This is a genomic window from Clostridium sp. 001 (assembly GCF_019056555.1).
Taxonomy (GTDB): Bacteria; Bacillota; Clostridia; order Clostridiales; family Clostridiaceae; genus Clostridium_B; species Clostridium_B ragsdalei.
Genome location: NZ_CP020473.1, coordinates 4,289,924 through 4,302,181 on the forward strand (window position 1 = coordinate 4,289,924; position 12,258 = coordinate 4,302,181).

The window sequence follows — 12,258 nt, forward strand, 5'->3', positions numbered from 1 at the left end:
AGCTGGCATTGTTTTTGTACAGTGTCAGTTTTATCTTTATTTGAATAGTTTGGAAAAAAGTTTATAATTTTTAGTAAGACTGTAGAAAAAATGGGGAGGAAAATAAATGAAACTTAAATTAAATTTTATAAAAGACAAGAAAAAATTAGCAATTATAGTAGCCGTTATATTTATAATTACAGCTATAGGAATATCTTCTTATGTAAAGTCGAGGAAATCACAAGGTAAGAAAGTAACTATATCTAAGGTAATCAAAAGAAATATAGTTCAAAGTACTACGGTTTCAGGAAGCATAGAACCGAAATATAGCAATGATATAACTTTAAATAATACCCAGAAGGTAGCGAAGGTTTTAGTAACTGAAGGACAACAGGTTACAAAGGGAGATATTTTAGTTCAAATGGATACATCTGACTATGATAGTGAACTAAAAAAGCTAAAGATTGATTTAAAGAATGCTCAAAATGCAGTATCACAATCGCAAGCAGTACCAGGGGCTAGTAAAGATAATGTAGGAAATCAAACAGATTCTATTAAAGCTGAAATAGACAATTTAAATGCCAAAATAGAACAAAGTAATGTAAGAGCTAATGTAGATGGAAGAGTAATGAGAGTTGATGCTAAGGAAAATCAAGTTCCTAAAGCAGGAGATATGGTTATAGTAGACGATATTTCACAATACAAAGTTTCTATAGCTATGAGTCAATATGATGCTATGAAAGTTGCAAAAGGACAAAAAGCCATTGTTAAAATAAAAGGTAATGATCAAAAAAAATATACTGGTTCAGTTACGGATGTGGGACAAATAGCTCAAGTTAAGGCTGATGCTAAGGCTACCAGCCAGGAAGCCAAAGTAAATGTGATAGTAACTCTAGATAACGCAGATGATAGTATAAAAGTAGGTTATGAGGCAGATGCAGAAATTATATTTAATGAAAAAAGAAATATAGTTTCTATGGGATTTGATAGTGTGAAAGAAGAAAAAGGTACAAAGAAAAAATATGTTTACATAGTGAACAGCAAAAATAAGGTTTCAAAAAGATATATAAGCACAGGTATAGAGACAGATGATTATATGGAAGTTATAGATGGTCTTAATGAAGGAGAAAAATATGTATCAAATCCTCCAGATACTCTTAAAGATGGAGATATTGTAGAGACTCAAGCAGGAGGGAACAATAAGTGATAATTAAATTGGAGAATTTAGTTAAGATATATGATACTGGTGCTGTAAAGCTTAAAGCTCTAAAGAAAATTAACTTAGAAATTGAAAAGACAGAATATGTAGCTATAATGGGAGCGTCAGGATCAGGCAAGTCTACTCTTATGAATGTGCTTGGCTGTTTAGATAAACTTACAGATGGAAAATATTATTTAGATGGTGTAGATATATCATCATTAGATGATAACAGTTTAGCTGATATAAGAAACAAGAAAATAGGTTTTGTATTTCAAGCATTTAATTTACTTCCAAAGCTTACAGCTATAGCTAATGTGGAATTGCCTATGATGTATGCAGGAGTATCTAAAAAAGAGAGAGAGAAAAAAGCTAAATGGGCTCTAGATAGAGTTGGATTATCTCATAGACTTCATCATAAACCAAATGAAATGTCTGGTGGACAAAAACAGAGGGTAGCCATTGCAAGAGCTTTAGTAAATGATCCAACTATAATACTTGCAGATGAACCTACAGGAAATTTAGATAGTGTTTCTAGTGAAGAAATAATGGAGATTTTTCAGCAATTAAATGATGAAGGAGTAACTATTGTTATGGTTACACATGAACCTGACATAGCTATGCATACAAAAAGAACCATAGTTTTTAAAGATGGAACTATAATTTCAGATAATCCAGTAGAAAAAAGAACCATAGTTAGGGGGCAGAAGTAATATGAATGTTGAAGAAAGCTTTCAATCTGCACTACAAAGTATAAAATCAAATAAATTAAGATCTTTTTTAACTATGCTGGGAATAATAATTGGAATATCTTCTGTAATTACTATAGTGTCTATGGGTGCTGGAGCAAAACAATATATTACAGGACAATTTGAGGGTATGGGAAGCAATGTAATTAATCTCCAGCTTAATCAGTCTTCAGATAGTGCTATAGAAAAAAGAGATTATTTTACTATGGATGATATAGACCTTATAAAGGAGAAAATACCTGAAGTTACATCAGTTGTTCCTACGCTTGGAGGAGATGGAAACTTGAAGAATGAAAATAAATCCAAGCGTGTCCAAATTGTGGCATCAACAGAAGGTTATGATAAACTTTCAAACATAAAAATGGTTAATGGAAGGTTTTTAAAAGAACATGATGTAGAGATAAGGTCAACTGCAGCAATTATAGATGAAAAAACAGCCGTAAAGTTATTTCACAATACAAATGATGCTCTTGGAGAAAGTATTAAATTAAGTTCAGATGACCAAGATATAGATTTAAACATAGTTGGAGTATGTAAAGATCCCAATGGCAATCTCGGATCTATGTCAGATAATGCTCCCGGTGCAATATTTATACCTATAACTATTGCTGATAGAATACTCACAAATACCGATATTGGTTATATGTCAGTAATGTTATCCGACATGAGTAAAGCTGAAGAAATAAGTTCCAAAATGGTAAAAATTCTTGAAAATAAACATCAAAACAAAAACAAGTATACAGCTCAAACTGGATTTAAAGAGCTTGAAAATCTAAATAAATCATTATCTGTTATAACAGGTGTATTAGGTGCTATTGCAGCTATATCGCTTTTAGTTGGTGGTATAGGTGTTATGAACATAATGCTTGTATCTGTGACAGAGAGAACTAGAGAAATAGGCATAAGAAAAGCTATTGGAGCAAAAACTAGAGATATAAAAGTACAATTTTTAATGGAGTCTATAATACTGTGCCTTATAGGTGGAACTATTGGAACTATATTAGGTATCACAATAGGTAAAATTGCAGGATCTTTCTTAAAGATGCCCGTACCAGTATCATTTAAGATAATATTTATAGCATTTTCATTTTCATCAGCAATTGGTATATTCTTTGGGCTATACCCGGCAAGCAAGGCAGCTAAGCTGGACCCTATTGAAGCTTTAAGATATGAATAAAAATTTTTTGATTTGTTTAAAAAGGCTATATAATATGATTAGGAGAAAGTTAGAGTACGGGGAGAGTGAATTTATGGACAGCGTAAAGCAGTAATTGAGGGGGAGGATGTAATTTCAATGGATTATAAAAATTTAGTTTCTAAAGCTTTTGAGGGAAGAAAAAATGCTTATGCTCCCTATTCCAATTTTAAAGTTGGAGCAGCTGTACTTGCTGAAGATGGAAAGGTTTATACAGGCTGTAATATAGAAAATGCTTCATATGGCGCAACAAATTGTGCAGAAAGGACTGCAATATTTAAAGCTATATCGGAAGGAAATAGAGCTATAAAAGCGATTGCGATTGTAGGAGTAGAGAACGATTATACATACCCTTGTGGAGTTTGCAGACAGGTTATAGCAGAGTTTGCTTCAAAGGATGCAGAGATAATACTTGGAAAAGGTGAAGGTGAATATATAGTTAAAACATTAAATGAATTATTACCAGGAGCCTTTACCAAAGAAGATTTAAATAAATGATGTTAAAATTTATTGTGAATTATTGTATGAAAGGAAGATTTACTATGAATATTGCTAAAATGATTGACCATACATTATTAAAACCGGAAACAACAAAAAGCCAGATAATTAAATTGACAGAAGAAGCAAAGAAGTATAACTTTGCTTCAGTTTGTGTAAATCCGACATGGGTTAAACTAGCAAGTGAGAAGTTACATGATAGTGAAGTTAAGGTATGTACGGTTATTGGATTCCCTCTTGGAGCTAATACAACTGAAACAAAAGTATTTGAAGCAAAGGATGCAATCAAAAATGGTGCACAGGAAGTTGATATGGTCATTAATATTGGAGAACTAAAGGATAAAAATGATGTGTACATAGAAAATGATATAAAGTCTGTTGTAGAAGCTGCAAAAGGAAAGACACTAGTAAAAGTTATTATAGAAACTTGTCTTTTAACACAAGAGGAGAAAGTTAGAGCTTGTAAGATAGCTAAAAAAGCAGGAGCAGATTTTGTAAAAACATCAACGGGGTTCTCAAACTATGGAGCTAAAGTGGAAGATGTTAAACTCATGCGTAAAACAGTAGGAAAAGATATGGGAGTTAAGGCATCTGGTGGTATCCATACTAAACAAGAGGCTTTAGATATGATTGAAGCAGGTGCAACCCGTATAGGTGCAAGTGCAGGTATTGCTATTGTATCTGAATAATGCAGCTGTGCGTTTTGGATTAAAATTATTATATGGAGCAACACTAGTAAGTGTATTTGCAACAACTATTGTAGGATTAATCGTATAATATATATGTAAGGAGTGATTTTTATGAATGAATTTAAGAGAATACATGTAATAGTTATGGATTCTGTTGGCATTGGCGAAGCACCAGATTCAGAAAAATTTGGTGATGTTGGTGTTAATACATTAGCGCACATTGCAGAAAAAAAGAACGGATTAAATATACCTAACATGGAAGCTATGGGATTATCTAATATATATGAAATTAAAGGAGTAAAAAAGGCTCACCATCCCAAAGCTTATTTTACAAAAATGCAGGAAGCTTCTCGTGGAAAAGATACTATGACAGGACATTGGGAAATGATGGGGCTTTATATTGACAAGCCATTTAGAGTTTTTCCTAATGGTTTTCCAGATGAATTAATTAAGAAGATTGAGGATTTTTCTGGAAGAAAAGTTATAGCAAATAAGCCAGCTAGTGGAACGGAAATTATAAAGAAACTTGGAGAAAGACAGCTTAAGACCGGAGAACTTATAGTATATACATCTGCAGATTCTGTACTTCAAATTGCTGCACATGAGGAAGTTATACCATTAGATGAGTTATATAAAATATGTCAATATTGCCGTGATATAACACTAGATGAACCATATAAATTAGGAAGAATAATTGCTAGACCGTATGTTGGAAAAACAGCGGAAACATTTAAGAGAACTTCAAATAGACATGATTATGCATTAAAACCTTTTGTTGAAACAGTAATGAATTACCTAAAGAATGCAGGTTTGGATTCAATTGCTATTGGGAAAATCCGAGATATATTTGATGGCGAAGGAGTTACAAAAGCAATTAGAACTAGATCAAATATGGATGGCATGGATAAGTTTATTTCCGTACTTGATGAAGATTTCCATGGACTCAGCTTTACTAATTTAGTTGATTTTGATGCAATTTATGGACATAGACGTAATCCAATAGGATATGGAGATGCCATAGAATCATTTGATAAAAGACTCACTGAAGTATTTGAGAAGTTAAGAGAAGATGATTTGCTTATAATTACAGCAGATCATGGTAATGATCCAACATATATGGGAACAGATCATACCCGGGAGTTTGTACCTTTACTTGTTTATTCAAAGAGATTTGAAGAAGGAAAAGATCTTGGAATACGCAGGACTTTTTCAGATATAGGTGCAACAGTTGCGGATAACTTTAAAGTTAAGATGCCTAAATATGGTGAAAGCTTTTTGCAAAAATTAACATAAGGGTGGCATGTAAAAATGAGAATGGTAGATATAATTGAAAAGAAACGTGAAGGAGGAGAATTAACTACAGAAGAAATTAAATTTTTTATAGAAGGCTATACTAAGGGCTCAATTCCTGATTACCAAGCAAGTGCTCTTGCAATGGCAATTTATTTTCAGGATATGACTGATCGGGAGAGAGCAGATCTTACTATGGCAATGGTTCATTCTGGAGAAACTATTGATCTTTCAGCAATTGATGGTGTAAAAGTTGATAAACATTCAACAGGTGGAGTAGGAGATACAACAACACTTGTTCTTGCACCTATGGTTGCATCTCTAGGTATACCTGTTGCAAAGATGTCAGGACGTGGACTTGGACATACAGGTGGAACTATTGATAAACTTGAATCAGTAAAAGGATTCCATGTTGAACTTACAAAAGAACAATTTATTGATTTTGTTAACAACAGTAAAGTTGCAGTTATGGGCCAAACTGGTAACTTGACTCCAGCAGATAAGAAGTTATATGCTCTTCGTGATGTAACTGGGACTGTAAATTCAATTCCACTAATTGCAAGTTCAATAATGAGCAAGAAGATTGCAGCAGGAGCAGATGCAATAGTACTTGATGTTAAAACTGGTGCAGGAGCTTTCATGAAGACAGAAGAAGATTCAGAAAAACTTGCACATGCTATGGTTAAAATAGGTAATAATGTAGGCAGAAAGACTATGGCAATAATTTCTGATATGTCTCAACCTTTGGGATTTGCAATTGGAAATGCTCTTGAAGTAAAAGAAGCTATTGATACATTAAGAGGAGAAGGACCAGAAGATTTAACAGAACTTGTTTTAACTCTTGGAAGCCAGATGGTTGTACTTGGTAAAAAGGCAAAGACGTTAGAAGAAGCAAGAGAGAAATTACTTGAAGCAATAAAGAATGGTAAAGCATTAGAAAAATTCAAGGAATTCCTTAAAAATCAAGGTGGAGATCCATCAGTTGTGGACAATCCTGAAAAATTACCTCAAGCAAAATATAAAATTCCTGTTCCTGCGAAGGAAAGTGGATATGTTTCAAATATGGTAGCTGACCAAATTGGTATAGCAGCAATGCTTTTAGGTGCAGGAAGAGCTACAAAAGAAGATAAAATTGATTTAGCTGTAGGAATAGTTCTTAATAAAAAGGTAGGAGATAAGGCAGAAAAAGGTGAATCACTTATGACTATCTACTCAAACCGTGAAGATGTAGAAGATGTAGAAGCTAAGATTTACGAGAATATCACTATAAGTTCTCATGCAGAAAAACCAGTTTTGATCCACAAGATTATAACAGAATAAATAATAGAGTTTCTAAACGAAAAATCAACTTATACTCCGGATATTTTCTACAACCTTCAGCTCGATCAAATATTTTGATAAGGCTAAGGAAAAAATTTAAAAAATACTGAGAACTTTTGAAAACTCGTACCTCAAACAATTCAAAAGTTCTAGATTTTTAAAAAATTTTTCCCTAAGCCTTATATACAAAATATTTAAAAGAGCTTCATTATTGTAAAAATATGCCTGCATATAAGTTGATTTTTTAGTTAGAATACTCATATATAGATTGTAAAGTTTAATTATCTATACGGGGGTTTCTGCTTGAAATTTGAACTTATGCATAGAATATACTGACAAAATTGAAATCACATTTAAAAACTTTTCCATAAGTCTTAGTGAGGTATTTTAGAAAACCTTAGGAGCTTATATATGTCTGAGGCACGAGTTTATATAAGCTCCTTTAGATTTTCAAAATACTGAACTTTAGACTTATTAAAAGTTTTTAGTGTGATGAAATTTGTCAGTATATGGCTGGCATAAGTCAACTTTCAAACTAGAAACTCTATATACTTTTTTATTTTCTACTATTTGGAGAATTTATGTGGTATAATATGGTTAAAATTGTTTTTAGGTTGAAGGGAGAAAACTAAGTTGAAGTTGTATGGTGTAGTGACAATGGATATTGTTGATTCTAGGAATATACCAAATCGTGAGATGCTGCAGCAAAAGTTAAAAGGGTATTTTGATTTAATATATGAAAAGTACTATGATAGCTTGGTTTCTCAAATAAATTTTACCCTTGGGGATGAGTGGCAGCTTATTACAAGTAAGCCTGAAAACTGCTATGATATTGTTCATGATTTTCAAAGACTGCTTTGGCAAGATGATGTAAAATTTTATTCAGGAATTGGAATAGGTGAACTAAAGACAGATATTTATGAAGATACCCGAAGGATGGATGGGTCATGCTTTATAATGGCCCGGGATGCTATAAATATTGCAAAACAATCATCTAAAAAAAGGACAAAATATATTTATAGTAAAACGAATAAGGTTTTTTTAAAATCTATAATGAATCACATAGCAGTACAAAATCATTTTTTTAAAACAAAATGGAACATTCCCTTTAATGAAGAAGTTGCAGTGGATGCAGTAGATTGTAATGAATTAATTTCTTTAGATGATATAATAAATGTTGTTATAGAAAATAATGAGATCCTAAAAAGTAAGCTGACACGGAAGCAAAAGATAATATATATTGAATATATGAAACATAAATCTTATAGAAAAATAATAGAAAAAAATGCAGATAAATTAAATGAGACTATAGGAGGAATAAGTCAAAAGTTAAATAGTGCTGAATATTTTACTATTCAACGAAACCATGAAATGGTAAAGCTATTAATAAATTTATTGATTTCTATTTAATAAGTAATAGGATTATAAATACGTTTTTACTACAATAGATAGATTTTGCTTCTTGGCATCTATAAGGGCATCTCTAGCTAGGTAAAATGATGGACCATCTAATTGATTTACAGTTAATTGAAAATTCTTAATAGAAACAGGTCCTATGCCAATACCACAATAAAAGTCAACTGATTCTAATTCCTTATGAAAAAAATCTAAGATTTTCATGTAATTACAATCATAATTTAACAACCCTTCCCATTCATCACCTATAGTAATAATAAAAGGAACAACTATTATTGATTGAAATATTTTATTAGTTTCCTTTAACAGGTCAATTAACTGATATTGAACTTTTTCTCGATTTACAAGCTTTCTTGACTTCCTTAAATCACAAATCATAGTTAAATAATTCAATATATCACTCCTAGAATGCAATCATACTTACATTGCATTATTTTTGTTACATAGTTATCTTGTGAAATAAAATTATACGTGTTTAGGTTTTAATCAAAACACATACAATGTTTAGTTAAAAATCAAAACACGTTTTCAAGTGATATTTGCACAAATTATCTTTTGTGATATTTTATGATTTGTAAGTAAAATTGGTGAGAAAAAATATTCAACTATTTATCGATTATATATTTCAATAAAATTCCACCTAAGATGCCAAGAGACGTACTAAATAGAGTACCTACTAGGTAATATTGAGCAAAGTATTTTTCTTCTAATTCACGGAACCTTGCTATTGACTTTGCTGTGAATATAAATGCTATTGCCTGATATGCTCCATTGATAACTAAAGTGATTATAATAAACCTTTCAAATATTCCTATATAGTCACTGTCGGAAGTCTTTTCTAAGTGGGATATGATTTGAACATTCATTGCCTTATTTTTATATGGTTGAAGATAAAGTTCAGATATAACAACATTTATAAAGAATCTTCCACCAAAACATACATACAGGTATATAATTAAATAACTTAGAATGTCTATAGTAGAAGTTCTGCTTAGGTAGACACAGTTAATAATGTTTTCACTACTTTGTATGCTAGTTTGTCCCCAAATAAAAGCGATAACTGCTACATGTAGGATTTGATCTGTAATAAAAATTAAGGAATTAATCCATCGGAAAAGGGGACTTAAAATAATATAAAGAAAAGAGGCTTTTTGATAACAAATAGGTCTATCATGGATAGATTTTATCTTTAGGGAAAGTAAATTTTTAATTAAGTCAATCGTAAAATGAAAAAGTCCTATTAGAAGTGAATAAGCTAATGTTGTTTTAAATTTATATCCAACAATTAGGAAGGTAAATAATATGCTAAATACGATTATGGCATGGATGATGTTACCTTTTAAACACTTCTTTAAATTAGAACTTTTTCTTAATTGTACAATATCATTACTTTGAAATATAAAATCTGCTAAGCAGTGGGATAGAATAGCTAATTGTAAAAAGACCACTTATTTTAACCTCCATATATCTCAGTATATAGATAATCTAAGTGAGTACTATAATGACTAAGTAGTAGGTTAATTATATCACGACCACCAATATTTGTCATTTTAATTTCTGTTTATCAGTACTAAACCTATAATACAGAATATTATTCCAAATAGCTTATTTAATTCAAAATTCTCTTTAAAAATGAATATCCCAATGGGAATGAGCAGAACTGCAAGAATACTGTTTGCTACTAGAGGGCATACACTTATGCTCCAACCAGATCTGTAGGCCATGATATATCCAAATTCAAGTCCTACTATACAAAAAGCAAGGACTATGCTAGTCCAATTTAAATCTTTAATTGATCCCAAAAATCCTTTATCTGTTTTAGAAAAGTGAAATAAAACTAAAGTTACTATTGACGCTATTGCATAGGTGGCGAACAACGCTATAAATGGGTTTGCTTTTTGTGGTGTTGCTTTTTGACATATGTTATAAAAGATATTTGCTGCAATTATAAGTACAACTGAAAATACATACATAAACATAATTTTAACCTTGCCTTTACTTATAAATTTTGTTAAAAATACAAAAGCCCGAAAATAGATTACTTTCCGGGCTTATCTTTCCGCTAGTGCATTAAATTGTATAGTATATTTATTACATTTAATTAATAAACGATATATGAATTATATCAAAAATTGTCAACAAATTCAATATAAATTAATAACTCCAATAAGTAATATGAAAATATGTTATATATTATAATAAATCTAAAGTATTGTTTGCAAACATATTTGCAAACGTAAAACACAAAATTTAATAACATTTCGTATCATTTGTTAAAAAATATAAAATATATATTTCCCTTAAAATTCTTGATTTTAAACACTTTATAGCGTATAATAAATTGAGAAAAATCGTATAAGACAGTTCGTAACCATCCTGTCTATAAATAAAACTAGGGATTAACTATTTAAATAGTTTATTTTGTAATTAAAAGGTGGAAAATATCTCTGCCTTTTTTTCACGTCCAGGATAGTTTCATTTCTTATATGTATGTTTTCAAATTCAAGGAGGACAAGTTAAATGAATCGTTTACCAAAGTTAAAAAGATATGGGCAAGTTACTAAAAGATTGCCCAGGGAAGTAGTGCTTCTAAGGGGCAGTGGATGCTTTTGGGGAAACTGCATATTTTGTGATTACCACTTGGATGAGGATTATAATGCCTTTAGAAATCATAAATTGAATCATAAAGTACTTCAAAAAGTTACGGGAAAATATGGTGTACTTCAGATAATGAACTCTGGAAGTGCCAGTGAACTAGATGCTGCCACTGTATTTGAGCTTATTAAATTATGTAGGAACAAAAATATAGGGCAGTTGATTATGGAAAGTCATGTTAAATATGAAAATGATATAAAACTATTTAGAGAACAATTTAGACCTACAGAATTAAAATTTATAGTAGGAGCAGAGAGCTTTGATATAAGTTATAGAGAAAATGTGCTAAATAAAGGAATAGGGGATAGAAAGGCATCTGAATTTGAGAATTTTGATTGGGTTAACTTACTCTTTGGTATGGTTGGACAAAATATTAAGGAATTACAAAGAGATGTAGAATTGGCACTAAAATATTTTGAAAGAGTTACAATAAATATATTTTGCGAAAATACTACAAAAGTAAAGAGAGATAATGATCTCATAGAGGAGTTTTATCATAGTCATTTGTTCCAATCTCTTCAGACTAACTATTATGATAGAGTGGAGATACTAGATGATATAGACACCAGATGTGGTGCGGATTTAGATGGAGTTGGAGGCAAAATAAATGAGTAGAACTAATAAATTAGTAAAAATAGCTATAGTAGCTGCAATATACATAGTTTCAACTATTGCGCTAGGACAGCTTTCTTATTGGGGACCAATAGGTCTTAGATTTAGTGAAATGCTTAATTTTCTGGCTTTTATAGATCCGTTTTATATAATTTCACTGACTGTAGGATGTGCCGTTGCAAATTTTTATAGCTTTAGTATAGTAGATGTGTTTGTTGGAAGCTTTGCTACTCTTTTGGCAACTTATGCAATGTGGAAGACAAAAAATATGCTTGTTTCAATTATATGGCCTGTTTTAGGAAGTGCAATTATAGCAGAGGAACTACATGTACTTTATAAAGTACCTTTTTTCTACACATTTTTTACTCAGGCATTAGGAGAACTTATAGTAATGGTTTTGGGGTATTTTGTATTTAAAAAGATTTTCAAAAATACTGCATTTTTGGATAGAATGAAGATAAAATTTCCTAATAGGAAAATAGATAAAATAAAATTTAATTAGTAATATTAGCCCTTTAAAAGGTAGCTTTATTAATCATAAAGCTACCTTTTTACTATATTTAAGACTAATAATATAGCACATATATAAAATATAAGGGAAATATGTTAATAAAATAACTTTATAAAGGCACTTGAAAAAGTTTTGATAAGGTGTTA

The 12,258-nt window shown here is 30.9% G+C and carries 13 protein-coding genes; 10 read left to right on the forward strand and 3 right to left on the reverse strand.

Going from position 1 to position 12,258, the window contains the following annotated elements; genetic code table 11:
- Positions 1-106: 106 nt before the first annotated feature.
- The 8 genes from B5S50_RS19955 (at position 107) to B5S50_RS19990 (ending at position 8,328) form a co-directional block, all read left to right on the forward strand.
- Positions 107-1,186: an efflux RND transporter periplasmic adaptor subunit gene (locus B5S50_RS19955; RefSeq protein ID WP_217302668.1), complete on the forward strand. Its 1,080-nt coding sequence runs from the start codon at positions 107-109 to the stop codon at positions 1,184-1,186.
- On the forward strand, positions 1,183-1,890 hold the full coding sequence (locus tag B5S50_RS19960; RefSeq protein WP_217302669.1) for an ABC transporter ATP-binding protein: 708 nt from the start codon (positions 1,183-1,185) through the stop codon (positions 1,888-1,890). The genes B5S50_RS19955 and B5S50_RS19960 overlap by 4 nt, the downstream gene beginning before the upstream one ends.
- A 1-nt stretch (position 1,891) precedes the next feature.
- Positions 1,892-3,103 carry an ABC transporter permease gene (locus B5S50_RS19965; protein ID WP_065076519.1) on the forward strand — a complete coding sequence of 404 codons (1,212 nt, stop codon included), beginning with the start codon at positions 1,892-1,894 and terminating at the stop codon, positions 3,101-3,103.
- Positions 3,104-3,220: 117 nt separating this feature from the next.
- On the forward strand, positions 3,221-3,619 hold the full coding sequence (locus B5S50_RS19970) for a cytidine deaminase (RefSeq protein ID WP_065076518.1): 399 nt from the start codon (positions 3,221-3,223) through the stop codon (positions 3,617-3,619).
- 44 nt (positions 3,620-3,663) lie between these two features.
- Positions 3,664-4,308 (forward strand): deoxyribose-phosphate aldolase, encoded by a 645-nt coding sequence (gene deoC / locus B5S50_RS19975; protein ID WP_217302670.1) that lies wholly within the window; start codon positions 3,664-3,666, stop codon positions 4,306-4,308.
- A gap of 111 nt (positions 4,309-4,419) precedes the next feature.
- A complete protein-coding gene (gene deoB / locus B5S50_RS19980; RefSeq protein WP_217302671.1) occupies positions 4,420-5,601 on the forward strand; it encodes a phosphopentomutase in 1,182 nt (393 codons plus the stop codon).
- Positions 5,602-5,616: 15 nt separating this feature from the next.
- Positions 5,617-6,918, forward strand: a complete 1,302-nt coding sequence (locus B5S50_RS19985; RefSeq protein ID WP_217302672.1) for a pyrimidine-nucleoside phosphorylase — start codon at positions 5,617-5,619, stop codon at positions 6,916-6,918.
- Positions 6,919-7,551: 633 nt separating this feature from the next.
- A complete protein-coding gene (locus tag B5S50_RS19990; RefSeq protein ID WP_065076515.1) occupies positions 7,552-8,328 on the forward strand; it encodes a SatD family protein in 777 nt (258 codons plus the stop codon).
- Positions 8,329-8,340: 12 nt separating this feature from the next.
- Here B5S50_RS19990 and B5S50_RS19995 read toward each other — a convergent pair whose 3' ends face one another.
- The 3 genes from B5S50_RS19995 to B5S50_RS20005 all read right to left on the reverse strand — a co-directional run bounded on the left by B5S50_RS19995 (position 8,341) and on the right by B5S50_RS20005 (position 10,313).
- Positions 8,341-8,727 (reverse strand): SatD family protein, encoded by a 387-nt coding sequence (locus B5S50_RS19995; protein ID WP_065076514.1) that lies wholly within the window; start codon positions 8,725-8,727, stop codon positions 8,341-8,343.
- A 212-nt stretch (positions 8,728-8,939) separates the two neighbouring features.
- Positions 8,940-9,782 (reverse strand): DUF3307 domain-containing protein, encoded by an 843-nt coding sequence (locus tag B5S50_RS20000; RefSeq protein WP_065076513.1) that lies wholly within the window; start codon positions 9,780-9,782, stop codon positions 8,940-8,942.
- Between the two features lie 102 nt (positions 9,783-9,884).
- Positions 9,885-10,313: an EamA family transporter gene (locus B5S50_RS20005; protein WP_217302673.1), complete on the reverse strand. Its 429-nt coding sequence runs from the start codon at positions 10,311-10,313 to the stop codon at positions 9,885-9,887.
- Between the two features lie 541 nt (positions 10,314-10,854).
- On the opposite strand from B5S50_RS20005, the gene B5S50_RS20010 reads away from it, so the two are divergent.
- Together B5S50_RS20010 and B5S50_RS20015 are read left to right on the forward strand one after the other, a co-directional pair.
- Positions 10,855-11,604 carry a hypothetical protein gene (locus tag B5S50_RS20010; protein WP_217302674.1) on the forward strand — a complete coding sequence of 250 codons (750 nt, stop codon included), beginning with the start codon at positions 10,855-10,857 and terminating at the stop codon, positions 11,602-11,604.
- Positions 11,597-12,103, forward strand: a complete 507-nt coding sequence (locus tag B5S50_RS20015) for a QueT transporter family protein (protein ID WP_217302675.1) — start codon at positions 11,597-11,599, stop codon at positions 12,101-12,103. The genes B5S50_RS20010 and B5S50_RS20015 overlap by 8 nt, the downstream gene beginning before the upstream one ends.
- Positions 12,104-12,258 lie beyond the last annotated feature (155 nt).

Bases quoted from the DNA above. Each gene is read 5' to 3' on its own strand.
- B5S50_RS19970 (WP_065076518.1), top strand. From the start codon at position 3,221: ATGGATTATAAAAATTTAGTTTCTAAAGCTTTTGAGGGAAGAAAAAAT.
- B5S50_RS19965 (WP_065076519.1), top strand. From the start codon at position 1,892: ATGAATGTTGAAGAAAGCTTTCAATCTGCACTACAAAGTATAAAATCA.
- B5S50_RS19985 (WP_217302672.1), top strand. From the start codon at position 5,617: ATGAGAATGGTAGATATAATTGAAAAGAAACGTGAAGGAGGAGAATTA.
- B5S50_RS19955 (WP_217302668.1), top strand. From the start codon at position 107: ATGAAACTTAAATTAAATTTTATAAAAGACAAGAAAAAATTAGCAATT.
- B5S50_RS20010 (WP_217302674.1), top strand. From the start codon at position 10,855: ATGAATCGTTTACCAAAGTTAAAAAGATATGGGCAAGTTACTAAAAGA.
- B5S50_RS20015 (WP_217302675.1), top strand. From the start codon at position 11,597: ATGAGTAGAACTAATAAATTAGTAAAAATAGCTATAGTAGCTGCAATA.
- B5S50_RS20005 (WP_217302673.1), bottom strand. From the start codon at position 10,313: ATGTTTATGTATGTATTTTCAGTTGTACTTATAATTGCAGCAAATATC.
- deoB (WP_217302671.1), top strand. From the start codon at position 4,420: ATGAATGAATTTAAGAGAATACATGTAATAGTTATGGATTCTGTTGGC.
- deoC (WP_217302670.1), top strand. From the start codon at position 3,664: ATGAATATTGCTAAAATGATTGACCATACATTATTAAAACCGGAAACA.